The 20,916-nt window shown below is 70.3% G+C and carries 12 protein-coding genes and 1 riboswitch; of the genes, 10 read left to right on the top strand and 2 right to left on the bottom strand.

The features are described 5' to 3' along the window. Positions 1–1,620: 1,620 nt before the first annotated feature. Positions 1,621–2,382: a hypothetical protein gene (locus TR33_RS08355; RefSeq protein ID WP_017534416.1), complete on the bottom strand. Its 762-nt coding sequence runs from the start codon at positions 2,380–2,382 to the stop codon at positions 1,621–1,623. Between the two features lie 230 nt (positions 2,383–2,612). On the opposite strand from TR33_RS08355, the gene TR33_RS08350 reads away from it, so the two are divergent. The 6 genes from TR33_RS08350 (at position 2,613) to TR33_RS08325 (ending at position 15,013) form a co-directional block, all read left to right on the top strand. Next, complete coding sequence (locus tag TR33_RS08350; RefSeq protein ID WP_042282509.1) at positions 2,613–5,519, top strand: sigma-70 family RNA polymerase sigma factor; 2,907 nt, start codon at positions 2,613–2,615, stop codon at positions 5,517–5,519. Positions 5,520–5,706: 187 nt separating this feature from the next. Beyond that, on the top strand, positions 5,707–7,407 hold the full coding sequence (locus tag TR33_RS08345) for an NYN domain-containing protein (RefSeq protein ID WP_017534417.1): 1,701 nt from the start codon (positions 5,707–5,709) through the stop codon (positions 7,405–7,407). 26 nt (positions 7,408–7,433) lie between these two features. Then, complete coding sequence (locus TR33_RS08340) at positions 7,434–8,006, top strand: hypothetical protein (protein ID WP_014908700.1); 573 nt, start codon at positions 7,434–7,436, stop codon at positions 8,004–8,006. A 318-nt stretch (positions 8,007–8,324) separates the two neighbouring features. Continuing rightward, a riboswitch (cobalamin riboswitch) is annotated at positions 8,325–8,524 on the top strand. Between the two features lie 144 nt (positions 8,525–8,668). After that, positions 8,669–12,343 (top strand): ribonucleoside-diphosphate reductase subunit alpha, encoded by a 3,675-nt coding sequence (locus tag TR33_RS08335; RefSeq protein WP_084570226.1) that lies wholly within the window; start codon positions 8,669–8,671, stop codon positions 12,341–12,343. A gap of 104 nt (positions 12,344–12,447) precedes the next feature. After that, positions 12,448–13,524, top strand: coding sequence for a ribonucleotide-diphosphate reductase subunit beta (locus TR33_RS08330; protein WP_014908832.1), 1,077 nt, complete (start codon positions 12,448–12,450; stop codon positions 13,522–13,524). Positions 13,525–13,792: 268 nt separating this feature from the next. Then, a complete protein-coding gene (locus TR33_RS08325; RefSeq protein WP_042282508.1) occupies positions 13,793–15,013 on the top strand; it encodes an acyl-CoA dehydrogenase family protein in 1,221 nt (406 codons plus the stop codon). Between the two features lie 87 nt (positions 15,014–15,100). Here TR33_RS08325 and TR33_RS08320 read toward each other — a convergent pair whose 3' ends face one another. Beyond that, on the bottom strand, positions 15,101–15,280 hold the full coding sequence (locus tag TR33_RS08320) for a hypothetical protein (RefSeq protein ID WP_014912394.1): 180 nt from the start codon (positions 15,278–15,280) through the stop codon (positions 15,101–15,103). 395 nt (positions 15,281–15,675) lie between these two features. Here TR33_RS08320 and putP point away from each other — a divergent pair, with 395 nt between their 5' ends. The 4 genes from putP (at position 15,676) to TR33_RS08300 (ending at position 20,854) form a co-directional block, all read left to right on the top strand. Continuing rightward, positions 15,676–17,250 carry a sodium/proline symporter PutP gene (gene putP, locus TR33_RS08315; protein WP_042282507.1) on the top strand — a complete coding sequence of 525 codons (1,575 nt, stop codon included), beginning with the start codon at positions 15,676–15,678 and terminating at the stop codon, positions 17,248–17,250. 122 nt (positions 17,251–17,372) lie between these two features. After that, positions 17,373–17,957 (top strand): putative glycolipid-binding domain-containing protein, encoded by a 585-nt coding sequence (locus tag TR33_RS08310; RefSeq protein WP_026124985.1) that lies wholly within the window; start codon positions 17,373–17,375, stop codon positions 17,955–17,957. 108 nt (positions 17,958–18,065) lie between these two features. Further along, entirely contained in the window at positions 18,066–18,896 is an 831-nt protein-coding gene (nadE, locus tag TR33_RS08305) for an NAD(+) synthase (RefSeq protein ID WP_017534421.1), read from the top strand. 617 nt (positions 18,897–19,513) lie between these two features. Next, on the top strand, positions 19,514–20,854 hold the full coding sequence (locus tag TR33_RS08300) for an acyltransferase family protein (protein ID WP_026124986.1): 1,341 nt from the start codon (positions 19,514–19,516) through the stop codon (positions 20,852–20,854). Positions 20,855–20,916: the final 62 nt, after the last annotated feature.

Here is a 20,916-nt window from a genome sequence, read left to right as displayed (position 1 = left end):
GACCGCACCCCGGGCCCCCTTCCCCACCGGCCTCCGGCCCTCGGATCCCCTCGGGACCGCAGCGTCCTCCGTCCTCGCAGGCGCCGTCCGGTCCGCAGAACCCTCCGGGGAGATCTCCGGCCCAGGCGCCCTCGGGCCCTCAACGGCCTCCCGGGCCCCCTCCGGGCCAGGCCCCGTCGGGACCGCAGCGTCCTCCGGCCGGGCCGGTCCCTCCCGCCTCGGCTCCGTCGGGTCCGCAGCCTCCTCCCGGCGGCCCGCACGGTCCCGTCTCCGCGCCGTCCGGTCCGCAGAACCCCGCGGGCCGGTTCCCTCAGCATGCTCCGTCGGGCCCTCAGCACGCCCCGTCGGGTCCGCAGCGTCCTCCGGCCGGGCCGGTCCCTCCCGCTTCGGCTCCGTCGGGTCCGCAGAACCCTCCAGGGCCTCCCCGGCCAGGTCCGCGACGTCCCCAGGCCGGGCCGCCCGGCCCCGCCTCCGTGCCCTCCGGTCCGCAGAACCCTCCGGGCCGGTTCCCCGCGCAGCCACCCTCGGGTCCCCGACGTCCGCTCGCCGGGCCGCCCGGGGCCGGCTCCGCGCCGTCCGGGCCGCAGCGACCTCCCGGGCCTCCCGCGGCCCAGGCCCCGTCGGGTCCGCAGAGCCCCGCCGGGCCCGCACGCGACCTCTCTCTGGACACGATGGCCGAGGCCTTCCTCATGGGAACCCCGGTCGCCCCCACGGCGCCCACCGGGCCGTCGAGGGACGTCCCACCGGAACAGCGGCCGGACACCGGGCCCCAGACGCCTCGACCGCACCACGGGCCCCCGCCCACGCCTCCCAGAGGGGTGACGCCACCCTCCGCACCACCGGGGCCCTCCGAGACGCCCCGCCCTGCGGTCCCTCCGGCCATGCCGGGAACACCGGAGCCGGCCGTCACCCCCGCGGGCCCGCGGCCGACGGACCCGCCGTCCCCTCCTCGAGAGGCGGACGCGGCTCCCGCGACCCCTCCACGGGAGGAGGCCGCACCACCCGAACCTCCGCGGGAGGAGCTCGCGTCTCCGCCGTCCCCCGCACCGGAGACGGTCACGCCCCCACCCGCGCCTTCACCGGAGACGGCCCCCGCCCCCGCCCCGGTGGAGCCTCCGGCCCCGTTCGTCGAGGGGACCCCGGCCCCCGCCGGAGAGGCCGCGGTCCCGGGTTTCCACGAACCGGGTCTCGTGTCGTGGACCGGCCCCGCCTCTGAGACGGACCGATCCGCGCCGATACCGGGCGGTTTCGAGGAGCGCGTGGCGAACGTGCCTCCGGTCCCCACGTCCTTCGTCGGAAGGACGCTCTTCCGAGCGAGCCTCGGACGCCTGAAGGTCGGCTGAACCGCACGGGAGCGCCTCGGCCCGAGTGAACGGGCGGGGCGCGTCCGCCTCCCCTGTGCGAACGCGCCCCTGGGGCGCGGACGTCCGCGCCCACCGTCCGACGGTGTCCCGGGCCGCCCTCTCGAGGGGGCCAGAAGACCCGAGGATCACCGTCGGACGGGGCCGCCGACCGGCCACGCTCCGTCCCCTCAGCGTCGCGCGGCGGTCGGCGGTGCCGCTCGGCACGGGCGCCTCCCCCTCGAGGAGGGCCCTCACGCGCCGAACGGCGATCGGAAGGTCATACGTCGGCGCGGTCACCCCCGCCGTCCAGGGAGTCGAGCAGAGCCGAGGCCTCACGGTGGGACGAGGGGAGCGGAGCCGACCACACCGCGGCCCCGTGCTCCCAGCAGACCTCGTCCCTCAATCGGGTCAGGGAACCGTTCGCGTCCGGGTCCTCGGTGGCGATCACCGCGATCCGCGCCCGATTGACCAGGCACACCGACTCTCCACGGGTGAAGAAACGACGTAGTTCGTGGCCGAGCACGATCAGCCGTGCCGTCCGCCGCCAAGGGTCGAGCGCCGGGTCCAGGGCCACCACGACCAGGTGGTGCCCGAACGCGGCCGGGACCCCGTCCTCGACACCCCGATAGAGCTCCCCCACCCGGGTGCGCAGGTATTCGCTGTTGGCCAGACCGGTCAACGGGTCCTGACAGTCGCCCCGGCTACGACCGCCCCGCTCCCAGCCCTCCGCCAGCGAACGGGCCAGGGGGAGCGGCACCTGCTCCCAGCCGACGGCCCGGGCGAAGGCGTCGAGATCCTCCAAGGACGGACCGATACCGAACCCCGCCCGGGCCCGCGCCTCTCCGAGACGGGCGCAGGGACCGGACAGGTCGTCACCGGCCACATGAGCCGTGCACAGGGCGTCCACCGAAGGCGTCCACCAGTCCTCGAACCGGCCCCAACCCACCTCACGTGATCGACGTCTCCACGGCGCACGCAGCTCCCGGGCACGATGGAGCATTCGGTCCCGCGCTCCGGAACCCACCTCGGTCTCGCCCATTGCTTCCGCTCCCGGTCGTCGTTCTCCCAGGTGAACGAAGTCGGCCCGCGCCCCCGCGACGGGCCGTCTCCGTTCGCCCTCACCCCTAATCACGGAGATCGGTGGCGCCCATGACGCGGATACGGGATATTTTTTCGAGCACGTGTTTTCGGACGCCGATAACCCCCGCCCCCCGAACCCGGTTCCGGCGTGTGGCGGGGGCGGCCCAAGAGTTGAAAGGGCGCCGCGGGGTGACCGACGCCGATGGGGAGTACACAGAGACGCTTCTCGGGGACGCCGAGATCATCCGACAGGTCAAAGCCGGTGACAACGCGGCCTTCGGAACCCTCTACGAGCGTCACGCCGGAGCGGCCCGAGGGCTGGCCAGACAGCTCCTGAGAGGCGAGGCCGAGGTCGAGGACGCCGTCGCCGAGGCGTTCACCAAGGTGCTCAGCGTCATACAGCGAGGGGGAGGGCCCACCGACGCCTTCCGCCCCTACCTGCTCACGGCGGTGCGCAACGCCGCCTACGACCGGGGGAGAGGCGAGAAGCGCCAGGTCGTCACGGACGACATGGAGAGCTTCGACGCCGGAGAGCCCTTCGTCGACCCGGCACTGGAGGGGCTGGAACGTTCGCTGATCGCGCGCGCCTTCCTCTCCCTGCCCGAACGTTGGCAGTCGGTCCTGTGGCACACCGAGATCGAAGGGGTCAAACCCGCCGAGGCGGCGACCATCCTCGGCATGAACCCCAACGGGGTGGCGGCCCTGGCCTACCGCGCCCGCGAGGGGCTGCGCCAGGCCTACCTCCAGATGCACCTGGCGGGCAGTGGGACCGCGGAGGCCTGCCGTCCCACCATCGGCCTTCTGGGCGCCTACGTGCGCGGAGGTCTGTCCAAACGCGACACCACCAAGGTCGACCGGCACATGGACGACTGCGGCGAGTGCCGTGAGGTGTACGCGGAGCTGATGGACGTCAACGTCGGACTGCGCGGGGTCATGCTGCCCCTGGTGGTCGGCTTCGGCGCCACGGGCTACCTGGCCTCCGTCCCCGGCGCGACGGCCGGCGGCGCCTGGTGGAATCGGATGTCCCGAAGAGGGCAGCAGGCCACGGCCGGAGCCGCGGCGGCCGCCGGCATGGCGGTCGCCGTCGCCTTCGCCCTGGTCGGCGGGGACACACCGATCCCCGAGGAGCCGTCCCCGGCCGCGGCACCGCCGATCGACGCCCCCGCCGAGGACCCGCCGCCCCCGGCCCAGGACACCCCCGACGACCCGCCGCCCGCCACGCCGGACGAGCCCGCTCCGGTACCGGCCCCGCCCGCCGACGTTCCCCCGGAGGAGGTTCCGGACCCGCCCGCGCCCCAGGAACCGGACGCCCCGGCACCGGAGGATCCGGCACCGGAGGACCCCCAGGAGGACCCGCCGCCCGCCCCCGAGGAGCCCGAACCCGAACCGGCCCCCGAGGAACCGCTGCCCGAGTTCGCCGTGGGCATCGACCCGGTCGGGTCGCTCGTGCCGGGCAGCGAGGGGATCATGGTCCTCGACGTGCTCAACACCGGGCAGGACACGGCCGAGGACGTCCTCGCCCAGATCACCCTCCCTCCCGGAGTGGAGATGATCTCCTCCGGCGGAGCCGGCAACGCGGTCCCGATGGCCTCCGGTAACGGTGACTGGGGCTGTTCGGCCGGGAGCGGCGGCGGTGAATGCGTGCGTTCGGGCATGGCCGCGGGAGAGAGCAGCACCCACTTCCTCGACGTTCGGGTGGCCCCCGACGCCGACGTGGACGTGCCCGCCGGGGTCGTGATCTCCTCTGGGAACGTGAGCCATCGGGCCACCGGCGAACGCGGGGTCACCTCCGAAGGGATCCCCGCCCGGTACGCCACGGCGGGGCAGGTACGCACGGAGGCCGTCGGCAACTCCCTCATGACCTGTACCGAACCCGAGGAGTCGAAGAAGCCCACCTGGCCGTGGCCCTGGTGGGGCACCCCCGGGACCCCGGAGACCCCCGAGGCCCTTCCCGGGCCGACCCCTCCCGCCCCGACGGAGGACCCCGGGCCCACCCTCCCGCTCCCCGAACAGGAGGACGCCGACCTCGGGCGGGCCCCCGCCGACCACGTCTCTCCCGAGGACGCGGGCGAGGCCCTCGACGACCTGCTCGGCGGAGGTGAGGAAGGGACACCCGACGGACCGCCCGGATACCCGACCCCGGAGGCGCCGTCCCTCGAGGACGAGGACCCCGCTCCGACCGGACCTCCCCTGACACCCGAACTCCCCGAGCTTCCCGGGGAGACCGTCGAACCCACCGACCCGGGCGAAGACCACCGGGACGAGGACGAACCGGAGGAGCACGAGGAGGGCGACTGCGCCCAGGCCCGCGCCCGCTCCGGGGAGGGCATCGACAACGACAACTGGGTGATGGCCCCGCTCGACCGCGACCAGGACCCCACGACCACCTCCTCCAGCTCCGCCACCTGGTCCCTTCCCGAGGGCGGTTCGGTCCGCTGGGCCGGGCTGTACTTCTCCGCCTCCGGGGACCCGGGCGTGCCGACCGCGCGGGTGAAGGGGCCGGGCATGGCCGCCTACACCACCGTCACCGCCACCGAGACCCGCTCCGCCGACCTGCCCGCCTACTCGGCCTACCAGTCGTTCGCCGACGTCACCGACCTGGTGCGCGCCTCCGGTGGCGGGCAGTGGTGGGTCGCCGACGTCCCCGCCCAAGAGGGGCGCGGCGTCTACGCGGGCTGGAGCCTGGTCCTGGTCCTGGAGGACCCCGCCGTGGAGGGGTACCAGCAGGCGATGGTCCTGGACGAGACCTCGGCGGTCTTCCAGGACTCGAACGGAGCGGCCTTCCCGGTCTCGGGGCTGCTCCCGACGGCGGTCCGGACCGGGGTCGACGTGGTCGCCTGGGAAGGGGACGCCGAATTGGGCGGCGACCGTGTCCTGATCGACGGTGTCCCCCACGCCCCTTCCGAAGGGCCGGGAACCGTCGACAACGCCTTCGTGGGTTCCGCGCGTGGAGCGGACGGGGATCCGATGACCTTCGGTACCGACGTGACGCGATTCGACGCGGTGCTCGGCAGGGAATCGGAAATCCGAATCCTCTCCGAACAGGACGCGCTACTGGTGGGGGTCATCGCACTCGCGGCCCCTATGCGCACCTGATCCCGGTTATCGAGGCGCTGTTCACAGCGCTCGGAAAACCACGGACATCCAGGGGAATCGCCGTTGAGTAGCAAGACCATAACCGTGGGTATTCACAGGCGGAACGCAAAACCAGACGGATTTGGCTAGGCTGTGCCCCGGTCATGGATATGGCCCCAGAGATCGACAGGGAAGGGGGCGGTGTCACGTGGACCGTTGCGCGTTGTTCGTCGACGCGGGATACCTTCTCGCCGACGGCGCGATGGCCGTACACGGAACCCGTAACCGGGATTCCGTCGCCTGGGACTATTCCGGTCTCGTCCAGTTCCTCAACGAGGTCGCGCGAGACCGCACGGGGCTGCCGCTCCTGCGCTGCTACTGGTACGAGGCGATCGCCGACGACCGGAGGACCCAGGAACAGGACGGCATCGCCGACATCCCCGGCATCAAGTTCAGAGCCGCCCGGATCCGCCCGGGGCGCCGCGAGGGCGTGGAGAGCTACGTCCAACGCGACCTGACCACACTCGCCCGGACCGGTGTCCTGTGCGACGCGGTCCTGGTCAGCGGGGACGAGGACATGGCCCCGGTGGTCGCCGACGTCCAGGAGATGGGCGTGCGCGTCACCGTCGTGCACATCTCGGTGGAGGGCAACTGGACCATCTCCCGGTCCCTGCGCCAGGAGTGCGACGACCTCATCGAGATCGGCGCGGGCCACCTGCGCCCCCACGTCGAACTGCTCTCCGGCGGCGGATCCACCCAGGAGAACGCCGCCAAGACGACCACCCCCTTCGCCAACGGGCGCGCCACACCGGTCCCCGAACAGGCGCCCGCCCGCCCCCGCTCCGCGGAACGAGGGCGTCGCGCCCAGCCCGAACAGCCCGCCGACACCTCCACCGGCGGACTGGAGGCCATGTTCGCCGGCACCGGCGGACAGTCCGTCCCCCAGGGCAGCGCCATGGAGCAACTGCGCGCCATGCGACGCTCCCTCGCCCAGCAACGCGGCGACCACCTGGCCGGCTCCGGCGGAGAGAACAGGGCCTCCGGGGGCATCGACGCCAACGGCTTCCCCACCGGGGGACAACCGGTCAACGGCGCCGCCGCCTACCCGGGCTCCCCCGCGGGCCAGAACGGCCAGACCCCCTACCCGCCCCCGAGCACCGGCGCCCACCAGTCGATGCGCGGCGCCGAACCGAACGGCTACGGCCTTCCCTCGGCGCCCCCGAACGGCACGGCCCCCGGCCTCGGTACGGGCCCTGCCGGCTACGACAGCACCGGACCCCAGCCCGGGTTCGGTGGTGGCACCGGACCCCAACCGGCCTTCGGAGGTACCGGCCCCCAGGCCGCCTTCGACCCCGGAACGGGCCCGCAGGTCTCCTTCGCCACCGACGCCCCCCAGGGACCTCCGCCCCGCAGAACCCCACCCGCACCCGACCCCAGATACGGGGGCGGACCCGGCGAGGACCAGGGTTTCGGAGGTGGGTCGGACCCAAACCCTACCTATGGGACCAGTACGGAAGCTGACGCCGCACGCCGCGGTGGCGCCGACCCCCGTTTCGGGGAGCGGCGGCCTACTGGTCCCGAGTACGACGACCGATTCGGCCCCAGGGGACACCAGGAATCCGCCCCCAGTCCTGGATATGCCCAGCAGACGGGCCCCGCCCCGCATACCGTTGATGAAGCGGTGCATGTCGCGCACAGGGAAGGGAACGACTTCGCGGAGTCGATCGCACGCGAGGCTCCGGCCCTATGGGTGGAGGCGGTTCTGGCCAGACGGCCACGAATGCCCTCCGACCTGGAGGCCCGCCTGCTTCAGGGCTCCTCGCTCCCGATCGACCACCTGTTGCGCGACGAGGTCCGTGACGGACTGCGCCAAGGGTTCTGGCAGGCCCTGGAGCGTGCCAGGACCTGATCGGCGCGCGGGAGTGCGAGTAGGGGATGGGGGCGATGCGGTTGACCCACGTGACGACGGCAGAACTCGACCGGTTGGAATTCCACGCCGTCCGGTCGGGTGAGCACGGTCGGATCGCCGCCCAACTACTGGACCTGGCCAACCGGGTCGACGCGGGAAGCGAGGTCGGCCGCGCCGAACTGTTCGTGCGCGCGGGCGAACAGTGGGAGATCGCCCAAGAGTTCGAGCGTGCCTGCTCGGCCTACCAGCGGGCGATCGACGACGGCGGCGTCACCGTGATCGACCCGCACGCCCTGAGCGCGGGCGCCCTCCTGCAACTGGACGAACGCCGCCAGGCCGAATACCACCTGGAACGCCTGGAGTCGGGCGGTCCCGCCGGGCTGCCCACCCTCATCCACGTCGCCGAGGCGCTGTACGCGCACGACGACCTGGAGGGGGCCGAACGCTGGGCCACCGCGGGCGCGCGCTTCCACGCCGGATGCTCGCGGAGCCCCTACGTCGAGGACCTCTTCCTCGAACTGCTGAGAATCCGGTTCCGTATCCGATCCGACCTCGGCAGGCCCGAGGACGACCTGGACCTCATCCTCGACGAGGTGTGACCCCGGCCGATCCGCGGCCCGGAGCGTCGACGACCCCGGGCCCGCGACCGGAGGCGGCCGGCTTCGTGTGAGCTTTCCTTCCCCGCCCCGAGCGACGCGAGGGGGAGGAGGGGGCCTGCGGCGGGTTCTCGGGCGTGGTCCCGACCGCCCCGCACCCTGTGGGAGCATCGATCCCGCCGGGTGAGAGCGACCCCGGGCGGGGCCGTCTCGCCCCCTCATACCATGTTCGGCGGCGGGATCCGGCCACGGTCGATACGTCCGAAGAACCCGCGACACGCCATCATCTTGCGGTGTACCAACCCACCATCCCCTAGATGTAGTATCGCTCCCGCTGGTGGTTCACCGGCCCTCCGGGGCGGGTGAGGCAAGAGGGAACCCGGTGCGAATCCGGGACTGCCCCGCAGCGGTGAGTGGGAACGAAAGCCGTCATAGGCACTGGGAGCCGTTCAGGCCCTGGGAAGCGACGGTGGAGTAGGAAGCCCACGAGTCCGAAGACCTGCCACCCGCACGCACCTCAGGTGCGTACGACGACGGGGCTTCGAGGGAGAGCCGCCGCGACCCACCGGTGGACCGTACAGGTTCGACGTACACCTCCACTGCTGCGTGCCGCGTGCTCACTCGTGTGCCCCCGGGGACTCTTCTACCGAGGTTGGAGCCGCTTTATGACCCTTGACGTCGAGGCCGCGCCCGTATCCGTTCGGCCCACGCAGACCCACGAGGGTGGCCCTGGCACCGCCATCGACCGGATCGAACACGTGGTGGCCGAGGCCTGCGCCGGTCTCACCGGTGTTTCGGCGGAGAAGGTCCTCGACGAGGCGCGGCGCGGCTTCTACCCCGGCATCGCCGACTCCGAGGTCGAGCTCGCCCTGGTCATGGCCGCCCGCAGCTTCGTCGAGGTCGACCCGGACTACTCCTACGTGGCCGCGCGTCTGCTGCTCGACAAGCTCCGCACCGAGGCGCTGAGCTTCGTCTTCGACGCCCACGAGACCGCCGGGCAGACCGAGATGGGCGACCGCTACGCCGGCTACCTGGCGGCCTACGTGCGCCGGGGCGTCGAGCTCGGCCAGCTCGACCCCGCCCTGGCCGGGTTCGACCTGGACGTGCTGGGGCGGGCCCTGCACGCCGATCGCGACGAGCAGTTCACCTTCCTGGGCCTCCAGACCCTCTACGACCGCTACTTCCTGCACAGCGACGACGTCCGCTACGAGCTGCCGCAGGCCTTCTTCATGCGCGTCGCCATGGGCCTGGCCCTCAACGAGGACGACCGTGAGGCCCGCGCGATCGAGTTCTACGAGCTGCTGTCCTCGTTCGACTTCATGGCCTCCACGCCCACCCTGTTCAACGCGGGCACGGTCCGCGCGCAGCTCTCCTCCTGCTTCCTCACCACGATCGGTGACGACCTCCAGGAGATCTTCCACGGCATCGGCAACAACGCGATGCTGTCGAAGTACTCGGGCGGTCTGGGCAACGACTGGACCCCGGTCCGCGGCCTGGGCTCCCACATCAAGGGCACCAACGGCAAGAGCCAGGGCGTCGTCCCCTTCCTGAAGATCGCCAACGACACCGCCGTCGCGGTCAACCAGTGCTTCGCGCCCGACACACCCGTCTATACGGCGGACGGGAGCAAGGCCATCTCCGAGATCGAGGTCGGCGATCTGGTCCTGGGGCACAGCGGTGTCTACCGCGAGGTCACCGACGTCATGATGTACGACCAGGTCGATCCCATGGTGCGGGTGAAGATCAAGCATTCGATCGAGGACATCGAGGTCACCTCCGGACACCCCTTCTACGCGATCCAGGGTGTCCCGCTGGGTCAGTCGAACAGCCGGACCCTGGCCTGGCTCGAGGACGACAAGGTCCGTGCCGAGTGGGTCGACGCCGGCCGGTTGGAGAAGGGCGACTACGTCGCCCAGGTCGTTCCCCGGGAGATCGTTCCGGTCGAGGGGTTCACCGAGGATGACGCCCGTCTCTACGGGATCCTGCTCGGTGACGGCCACCTGTCGAAGGGCGGGCAGCAGTGGGGGGTCTCCGGCAACCCCGAACTCGACACCCACCTGGAGTTCGTCCGGCACTACCTGGAGAGCCGGGGCATCCACTACTGGGAGACGGGGCGCGACGAGACCTACCTCCAGATCCACTGGTCCTTCGGCCGGGGCGCGGTTCGTGACGAACGGACCGGTCGTATCACCGGCGCGGGCGAGCCGACCCTCCCCTTCACCTTCGAGGACGTCTACGACGCTCGAAAGGACAAGAGGATCTCCCGTCGGTTCTCCCACCTCCCGCACGCCCAGACCAGGGCTCTGCTCCAGGGGCTGCTCGAGACCGACGGCGGCGTCTCCCGCGGGGTGGAGATCTACTTCACCAGCACTTCGCGTCCTCTGGCTCTGGGAGTGCGCTACCAGCTGCTCCGCCTGGGGGTTCCGGCCGCCGGACAGTACCGAGAGCGTGAACAGTCGCACACCGGACGCCGCTCGGACGGCACCGAGATCCGGTTCGATGGAACCGCCAAGGCGTTCGACATCCGGGTTCCCGCGGTCGAGGGCATCGCCGAGCTGGTGGGCTGTCGTCCCCTGACCAAGCGGAACTGGATCGAACACAAGGGCATGGTGTTCACCCGTGTCCGTGAGGTCGGAGAGACGGAGATCGTCCCGACCGTCTTCGACCTCAAGGTGGAGACCGATGAGACGTACATGACCGCGGCCGGTCTGGTGCACAACGGCGGGAAGCGCAAGGGCGCGGTCTGTGCCTACCTGGAGACCTGGCACATCGACATCGAGGAGTTCCTCGACCTTCGCAAGAACACCGGCGACGAGCGCCGCCGCACCCACGACATGAACACCGCGAACTGGGTTCCGGACCTGTTCATGAAGCGTGTGGAGGAGCAGGGGAGCTGGACCCTGTTCTCCCCGGACGAGGTCCCCGACCTCCACGACAAGTACGGTCTGGAGTTCGTCGAGGCCTACGAGCGCTACGAGGCCGAGGCGCGGGCCGGGCGGATCAAGGTCCACCGGACGCTGCCCGCCGTCGACCTGTGGCGTCGCATGCTCACCATGCTGTTCGAGACCGGCCACCCCTGGATCACCTTCAAGGACCCGTCCAACCTGCGTTCGCCGCAGCAGCACGTCGGTGTGGTGCACTCCTCCAACCTGTGCACCGAGATCACGCTGAACACCGACAAGGACGAGGTCGCGGTCTGCAACCTCGGCTCGGTCAACCTGGCCCGCCACGTGAGCGCCGAGGGCATCGACGTCGAGCGGCTGCGCCGTACCGTCCGCACCGCCGTGCGCATGCTCGACAACGTCATCGACGTGAACTTCTACACGATCCCCGAGGCCCGACGCGCGAACATGCGTCACCGTCCCGTCGGGCTGGGGCTCATGGGGTTCCAGGACGCCCTGTTCGAGCTCCGCACGCCCTACGGTTCCGAAGGCGCGGTGAGCTTCGCCGACGAGAGCATGGAGCTGATCGGCTACTACGCGATCGAGGCGTCCATGGAGCTGGCCGCCGAGCGCGGTTCCTACGAGACCTTCGAGGGCTCCCTGTGGAGCCGCGGCGTCCTGCCGATCGACTCGTTGCGGCTGCTGGCCGAGGCCCGCGGCGGCGACCTGGACATGGACCGCGGTGAGACGCTGGACTGGGACTCGCTGCGCGAGCGGGTGCGCACCACGGGGATGCGCAACTCCAACGTCATGGCGATCGCCCCCACCGCGACCATCGCCAACATCACGGGCGTCAACCAGTCGATCGAGCCGGTCTACCGGAACCTGTACGTCAAGTCGAACATGTCCGGCGACTTCACCGTGGTCAACGACCACCTGGTCCGCGACCTCAAGGAGCGCGGCCTGTGGGACGAGGAGATGGTCGCGGAGCTGAAGCGTCACGACGGCAGCCTGGGGGAGATCGACCGGGTGCCGGACGACCTGAAGGACCTGTACGCCACCTCGTTCGAGGTCGACCCGTCCTGGCTGGTGGAGGCCGGTTCGCGTCGTCAGAAGTGGATCGACCAGGCCCAGTCGCTGAACCTGTACATGGCGGCCCCCAGCGGCAGGAAGCTGGACGCCCTGTACCGGAAGGCCTGGCGTTCGGGGCTCAAGACCACGTACTACCTGCGCGCGCAGAGCGCCACGCACGTGGAGAAGAGCACGCTCAAGGGCACCGACGGCCGGCTGAACGCGGTGTCGGCGACCCCGGCGCCCGCTCCGGCCCCCGCGCCCGCTCCCTCTCCGAGTCCCGCCCCGGTGCCGGTGGCCGAGCCCACGGCGGCCGAGGAGGAGTTCGAGATCGTCGAGGACCAGGCGTGCTCCATCGACGACCCCGAGTGCGAGGCCTGCCAGTAATCCGGTCGGGGGCGTCCGCGCGCGGACGCGGACGCCCCTCCTTCCTCGCACTCCGCCCCCGCAGAGAAGACCCGGCTCGACCGGAGAACGGACCAGTACCGAGCATGACCACGGTTTCCGAGAACAACGACACGACCGGCCTCGGCGAGATCGAGCGCGACGCCGCCCGTGTGAACGTCGACGACAAGGCGATGATCAACGCCCGCGCGGACGTCAACCAGCTTCTTCCCCTCAAGTACACCTGGGCGTGGGAGAAGTACCTCGCCGGCTGCAACAACCACTGGATGCCCACCGAGGTGGCCATGCAGGCGGACATCGCCCTGTGGAAGTCCAAGGACGGGCTGACCGAGGACGAGCGGCTCATGCTCAAGCGCAACCTCGGTTTCTTCGCGACGGCGGAGTCGCTGGTCGCGAACAACATCGTCCTGGCCGTCTACCGTCAGCTCACCAACCCCGAGTGCCGCCAGTACCTGCTGCGTCAGGCCTTCGAGGAGGCCGTGCACACCCACACCTTCCAGTACATCTGCGAGAGCCTCGGCCTGGACGAGGGCGAGCTGTTCAACATGTACCGGGAGGTCCCCTCGATCACGGCGAAGGACGCCTGGGCCCTCAAGTACACCCAGAACCTGGAGGACCCGGACTTCAGCACCGGCACGCCCGAGGCCGACCAGGCCTTCCTCCGGGACCTGGTCGCGTTCTACGTGATCTTCGAGGGCATGTGGTTCTACACCGGCTTCGCGCAGATCCTGTCGCTGGGTCGTCGCAACAAGATGGTCGGTATCGCCGAGCAGTACCAGTACATCCTGCGCGACGAGTCGATCCACCTGAACTTCGGCATCGACGTGATCAACCAGATCAAGATCGAGAACCCGCATCTGTGGAGCGAGGAGTTCCAGGCGGAGGTCCGGCGGATGCTGACGGAGGCCTGCGAGCTGGAGGTGGCCTACGGCCGCGAGACCATGCCGCGCGGGGTCCTGGGGCTCAACGCCGACCTGTGCGAGCAGTACATGCGCTTCATCACCGACCGCCGCGCCGAGCAGATCGGTCTGGCCCCGATCTTCGGTGAGACGGAGAACCCGTTCCCGTGGATGTCGGAGATGATGGACCTCCAGAAGGAGAAGAACTTCTTCGAGACGAGGGTGATCGAGTACCAGACCGGTGGCGGTCTGGACTGGGACTGACCTTTCGGGGGCGTTCGGCGCCTCCGCCGTGATCCGTAGGACGGATCCTCTTCCTCCTTCTCTCCCTTGCCGGGGCCCGGGGCGGCGCGCGCCCCGGGCCTCTTTCGCGTTCGGCCACCCCCGACTCCTCCGTCGCATGGATATCGGGGTGCCGACCGCTTCCGGCCAGGTCATGGCCGGGGCAGGCCAGAGCGTGAACGAATCCCCTCCGAAGGCATCGGACCAGGGTGCGACCAGGTAGTCCCCCCATACCGAGGGAGAACCCGCAATGGATCACGTTTTCGGAGACGAGCGGCACCGGCGACTGCGTGCTGAAGTACGTGAGTTCGCCGAGCACGAGGTGGCCCCCCGCATCCCCGAGATGGAGCGGCGCCGCCATGTGGACCACGAACTGTCCCGGCTCATCGCGGAGCAGGGGTGGATCGGTGTGACCGTGGACCCGGCCTACGGCGGTATGGGCGCGGGGCATCTGGCCAAGACGATCATCATCGAGGAGATGTCCCGTGTCAGCGGGGCGATGGGCGCGATGGTCCAGGCCTCCCAGTTGGGGGTGGCCAAGATCGTGCACTTCGGGAACGCGGCCCAGCGCGCGGCCTGGCTGCCGAGGGTCGCGGCGGGGCGGTGTCTGCCCACGATCGCGGTGACCGAGTACGGCTCCGGCGGGCACGTCCTGGGGATGACCGGCAGCGCCGTTCGCGATGGTGACGACTACGTGCTCAACGGGCGGAAGGTCTTCGTGGGCAACAGCCACGTCGGCGATCTGCACGGTGTGGTGGTCCGGACCGGGGAGGGGTCGCGGGGGTTGTCCGCGTTCCTGGTCGAGTCGGATCGGCCCGGCTTCTCCCTGGGCCCGCACGAGGGCACGATGGGGTTGCACGGGTTCAGCTTCGGGGAGTTGATCTTCGAGGACTGCCGTGTCCCCGCCGCCAACATGCTCGGGGAGGAGGGGGACGGGCTGGCGGTGGCCTACTCGTCCAGCGTGCTGTACGGCAGGGCCAACCTGGCCGCGGTGGCCTTGGGCATCCATCGGGCCCTGGTGGAGGAGACCTGCGCCTACGCCTCCGAACAGCACCGCTACGGCAGGCCCTTGTGCGAGGTGCCCTCGGTGAAGTTGAAACTGGGGCAGATGCAGTCCCGACTGATGATGGCGACGCTGTCGCTGTACCACGCGGTGTCCCTGCTTGACCGGGGCGCGGCCTGTGACCACGAGCTGATCAACGCCAAACTCGTCAACGTCGAGTACGCCTTGGACACGGCGCGCAACGCCATGGAGATCCACGCGGCCCGCGGATTGTACACGGATCGTCCGATCGAGCGCTATCTGCGCGACGCCCACCACATCTTCGCCCCGGCGGGCACCTCGGACGTGCAGCTGCTCAGGCTGGGCGAGGCGGCGTTGGGCGTGGACCGGGGCCAGTGGTCCGAGCGACTCGCGGGTCGGGTGGCCGTCTCCGAGTCGGGGCCCGTGGCGGCACCGCTCGTGGCGTAGGGCCGAGGGAGGAACGGGGCGGCGGAGCCGGGAGGGGCGTACACGTCTCCGCCGTGCCCGTGTGGATCGGCCGGGCGACGAACGCCGTCAGTCCGCGGCGGGTTCGGCGACCTCGGGTTCGTAGTTGCGGGTCATCATCGAATTGCACTTCGTGCACAGGTGGCGGGCCGAGCCGGGGGCGGAGGGCTTCCAGTCGTGCTCGCCCCGGGGACAGATCCCCGAGGGGCCGATGCTGCGGGCGCGGATGGCGGCGGGTTGTGCGTCCATGCGGCCACGGTAGCCCGGTCGGGCCCTTCCCACTACTCGTACGGATCGTCGCGGTGGATCGATCCTCGGCTCCCTCTCGTCGCCGTCCGGAGCCGGGTGTTCCGGGGAGCGTGGCGGGTGCGCGGTGGAGGTGTCCGGCGCGAGAACGCGATCTGTCGCGGAGCGTACGCCTCGTCACGATCCGCTCCTCTTATGTCCGATACGACAAAGAGGAGTGTAAGGCGCTGGCCATCCGAACAATCATGCCTGGTCAATGACTCGGTGGGGTCTCGAACAGATGTTGTTCCGCACACAAGGCATTGTGTCCGGTGCTACAAGGCTCCATGATCGCGGTCAAAGTTCGTAAAGAGCGCGTTGAGTCAGGAATGCGCTTGTCAGGGAAGGGAGAGTGACGGGTGGAAGACTCCTCGATCGGGTCGATCGTGATCTTCGGCGTATATCTCGCCGGCATGGTCGGTATCGGGCTCTGGGTCTACAAGCGCACCGTCTCGCAGGCCGACTTCGTACTCGGTGGTCGTAGCCTCAACAGCTGGGTGAGCGGTCTGAGCGCCAACGCCAGCGACTTCAGCGGTTGGCTGTTGCTGGGGCTTCCCGGCGCCATCTACGTGTCGGGTCTGGGAGAGGCCTGGATCGCGGTCGGTCTGGCCTCCGGCTTCGCGGGCAGCTGGCTCATCATCGCCCCGCGCCTGCGCGTCTACACCGAGCGTGTCACCGACTCCCGCACCGGAGCCGAATCCGACTCCCTCACCCTGTCCTCCTTCCTGGAGAACCGTTTCAACGACCGCACGCGCCTGCTGCGCGCCGTGTCCGCGATCCTCATCATCGTCTTCTACTTCTTCTACGTGGCCTCCGGCCTCGTGGCGATGGCCTCGCTCTTCGACATGGTCTTCGGGCTCGACCCGGCGCCGGCCATCGCCATCGGCGTGGCCATCGTGGTGCTCTACACCGTGCTCGGCGGGTTCCTCGCCGTCTCCTACACCGACGTGGTGCAGGCGATGATGATGTGGATCGCGCTGCTCGTGGTGCCCATCATGGCGATCAGCGTGCTCGGCGGCTTCGGCGGCCTCACCGACGGTGTGACCGACAAGGCCGAAGGGCTGATGTCGGCGTTCGGCGGTACCTCCCTCGACGCCGACACCGGCGCCTGGATCACCACCGAGACCCTCGGCGCGGTCGTCATCGTCTCCGGTCTGGCCTGGGGCTTCGGCTACTTCGGCCAGCCGCACATCCTCGCCCGCTACATGGGCATCCGTTCCGTGAAGGACATCCCCAAGGCCGCCGGTATCAGCGTCGCCTGGGCGGTCAGCGCCATGATCCTCGCGGTCCTGGTCGGCTTCATCGGCATCGCCTACTTCGACACCCCGCTCGGCGACCCCGAGCAGGTCTTCCCCAGCCTCATCGCGTCCCTGACCAACCCGTTGGTCGCGGGCGTCCTGCTGGCGGCGATCCTCGCCGCCGTGATGAGCACCGCCGACTCCCAGCTCCTGGTCGCGGCCTCCGCGCTCACCGAGGACGGCTACAAGGCCTTCGTCGATGAGAAGGCCTCGCCCCGCTCGCTGCTGTGGATCAGCCGCGGCACCGTCGTCGCCGTCGCCATCATCGCGGCCCTCGTCGCGCTGTACGGCAACAGCTCGGTCATGGACCTGGTCGGCTACGCCTGGGCCGGCTTCGGCGCGGGCTTCGGTCCGGTCCTGCTGCTCGCCCTCTTCTGGAAGCGCATGACCTGGGCGGGCGCTCTCGCCGGCATGATCGTCGGCGGCTCGTCCGCCATCCTCTGGGACATCCTCGACAGCGCCTACCTCGGCACCGGCCTGTACGCGATGGTCCCGGCGGTCGCCCTGAGCTTCCTGTCCATCCTGCTCTTCAACGGCCTGGGCAAGGTCAGCGAGCAGATGGAGGCCGACTTCGACCGTGTCGAGGCCGAGCTCAAGTCCGGTGGACACGACGAGAAGCCCACCGCCGCCGTCTGACCCCGTCGGTGGGGAGAAATCCCTCTCCCCGCCGCTCAACGCCTTCCGGGCCCGTGCGTGTCAACGCACGGGCCCGGAAGGCGTTCTGGCGCCCGCACGCCCCGTAGCGGTAGAACGGTGACATGTCGTCACCGCCGCAACACCCGACAGCGTGGGCCCGCACGGACGTTCCGGAAGGGATGGGGATCGGCACGCTCCTTCCCGAACCGGACGGTTTCCGGCTGGAGGCGGGGGAGACCGTCTTCGCACGGGAGGAACGCTTCCTCACCCGCTTCACCGTGTGGACCGACCTGGCCTGGGCGACCACACGGGTCCACGCCGAGGTGCTGTCCGCGGCGGGCACCGAGACGGTCACCCTCCAAGCCCAGGGCGGCCACTGGAGCGACGGGAAGGGCGGCGAACTGAGAGAGCTGGTCGGCTGCCTCGACGTCGACATCGCCGCCACCCCCCTCACCAACACCCTCCCCATCCGCCGTCTGGGCCTTCGCCCCGGCGAACACCGCGATATCGCGGTGGTGTGGATCGACATCCCCTCATTGAGGATCCGCCGGGTCCGTCAGCGCTACACCCGCCATCACGCCGAGAACGGGCTGGAGCTGTACACCTACCGCGACCCCCTCCACGGCGAGTACCGGATCTCCGTCGACGGGGACGGGGTGGTGGTCGACTACGAACGTTTCGTCCGACGCTGGAGCCCCGACCCCTGAGCGGGACGACGGCGGGGCGGGAGCGTAGAGTTCACACGGCCGTAGCACCCCACCGACCAGGGCAGGCGATAATCGGAGGGGCACACGCAGTACACAGAGGGAGCGCACGTGAGCGACACCGAACAGAGCCGGGCCCGCGATGAGATCATCCGGGACCTCGGTGTGACCGCCGACTTCGACGTCGCCGCGGAGATCGAGCGTCGCGTCTCCTTCCTCACCGATCAGCTCGTCGCCTCCCGGTCCCGTGCCCTGGTCCTGGGCATCAGCGGCGGCGTCGACTCGCTCACGGCGGGACGCCTGTGCCGCCTGGCCGTCGACCGGGCCCGCGAGGCCGGATACGAGGCCGAGTTCGTGGCCATGCGCCTGCCCTATGGGACACAGAAGGACGAGGAGGACGCCGCCCGCTCCGTCGACTTCGTCGCCCCCGACCGGTGCCTGACCGTCGACGTGCGCCCCGCCACCGACGCCATGGCGGCCGCCCTGACCGAGGGCGGCATGACCTACACCGACCACGCCGCCGAGGACTTCGTCATCGGCAACGTCAAGGCCCGCCAGCGGATGATCGCCCAGTACGCGGTCTCCGGCGGGTTCCGCGGGCTGGTGGTCGGCACCGACCACGCCGCCGAGGCGATCACCGGCTTCTTCACCAAGTACGGCGACGGAGGCGTGGACGTCATCCCGTTGAGCGGCCTCACCAAGGGCAGGGTGCGGGCCGTCGCCGCCACCCTGGGCGCCCCGGACGACCTGGTGAACAAGGTGCCCACCGCCGACCTGGAGACGCTCAGCCCCCAGAAGCCGGACGAGGAGGCCCTCGGCGTCACCTACGACCAGATCGACGCCTTCCTGGAGGGTCGCCCCGTCGACGACGAGGTCGCCCGAGCGCTCATCGACCGCTACCGCGTCACCGCCCACAAGCGGGCCCTGCCCACCGCGCCCTGAGCGGTTCGGGCACCCCCTGGGGGTTGAGGTGGGATGGCGGGTGCGGGTTACTCCCTGCTGTGGTCGGGGTCCGAAAGTGTTTGCTTTGCGCCTCCGCTTCGCTTCGGCGCGTGTTCGGGCGCCAAGGGAGGCGGGAACCTTCGGCACCTTCGGTGGGGTCACTCGTTCCTCGCGACCCCACCTGCGGCACCTCCAGAACCCCGCCGGCGCCCGAACGGGCAACCCCCCCGTGGCCGGAGTAGGAGACCGCGCACCCGTCACACCCCCGGGGCCGCTGTGGGAGACCGGGTGTGCCGGCTTCCCGGTCCCGGGGGGAGTACCGCATCCGGTACCTTGCACACCAAGCCCTCCCGTCACTCGCCCCTCCGAGTAGATGGTGGTGCCGGCACTACCCCACCAAGGTGGGCCGGCCACCCTTCGGGAGGGGATCCTGCGCCATCGCGGCCGAACGGCCGTCACGCCTAGGGTCATGATCGACGACGCGTCATCGATTGCCACTCGTGGTCCCGATCCCCGGGGAACACGGGGACGTGTCGACACTTCTGTTCCCGTTCGGAGTGACCGAAGGCGCCCTCGCGCGGCCGTTCGCTCTCGGGATGACCAAGGAGCGACCGCCGATGACCGTGACCGTCGACCCCGTGGGAGACCGGCCGCCCACCTCCTCCGCGGCCCCGGCCGTGGAGCCCGCCGCCCACTCGAAGCCCGCTCGGGACCGTTTCCTCGACGTGCTCCGCCTGTTCGTCATGGCCTTGGTGGTCGTCCAGCACTGGTGGTTGCCGGTGTTGAGCGTGCAGACCCAGGGCGAACTGGCCGCGGGCAGTGTGCTCAGCTCCGACGGCGGGTTCGCGTTGACCTGGATCTCCCAGGTCATGCCGTTGATCTTCTTCGTGGGCGGCGCGGCCAATCTGATCAGTTGGCGGGCGGCCTCGAAGCGGGGGGTTCCGGCCCGGATCTGGTGGGCCAAGCGGTTGCGCCGGCTGGCCTGGCCGGTCGTGCCCCTGGCGGTGGTGTGGATCCTCGCCTGTCACCTGGCGGTCCTGGGCGGTGCCCCGGCCCAGCCGGTCCTGGTCGGCGCGGGCGCGGCGGGCATGGTGCTGTGGTTCCTGGCGGTGTACGTGCTGGTGGTCATGGCGACCCCGCTGTTGGTCGCCGCGCAGGAACGGTTCGGTTGGTGGGTTCCGGCGGCGCTGCTCGCGGGGGCCGTGGTCGTGGACACGGTCCGCTTCAACTTCGGTGTGGAGTGGTTCGGCTACCTGAACATCGCCTTCGTCTGGCTGGGCGTGCACCAGTTGGGTCTCCGTTACGTGACGGGTGCGATCGGGCGCCCGCACGCGCTCGGTCTCGCGGCGACCGGGGCCGTGGCCGCTCTGGCCCTGGCCGCGTTCGGCCCCTACTCGTTGAACATGACCGGGGTGTTCGCGGCCGAGACCTCGAACGTGGCCCCGCCGACCCTGGTCCTCGCGGCTTTGGGAGCGGTGCAGATCGGGGTGGCGGTGCTGCTCCGCGACCTGATCGTCGCCTGGTCGAATCGTCCCGGACCGGCCCGGATGCTGGACCGTGTGTGTCCTCAGTTGATGACGGTGTACCTGTGGCACATGCTGCCGATCAGCGTGGTCGCCGGTGTGGTGGTGTTCGGACTGGGTATCGATACCCCTGAGCCGATGACCGGCCTGTGGCTGCTGTGGGGAGTGCTGGGACTGGTGGTCCTGGTGCCCCTGATCCTTCCGCTGGCCCACTGGGCCGTGCGCTTCGAGGAACCGCCTCGGGTGCTCAGCGGGGACCCGGGTCTGCCGAGGGTGCTGATCGCGGCCGCGCTGCTCGGCGGGGGACTGCTGACCCTGACGGTGACCGGGCTCGGCTTCGGTTCCGCGCCGGTGTTCGGTCTGTCGGCCATCGTGGTGGGTCTGCTGCTGACGGCGGCGCCTCGGCGACGAGCCCGGGTTCCGCTCGGAGTGTGATCCCGGGTCAAGCGAAGGTCACCTTTTGTTCAGTTTCGTCCCAACGTCGAGTGGCGTTGCGG

Source organism: Nocardiopsis alba, assembly GCF_000710955.1.
GTDB lineage: Bacteria > Actinomycetota > Actinomycetes > Streptosporangiales > Streptosporangiaceae > Nocardiopsis > Nocardiopsis alba.
The sequence above is the reverse complement of the archived record's forward strand: the minus strand, read 5'-3'. Positions and strand labels throughout refer to the sequence as shown.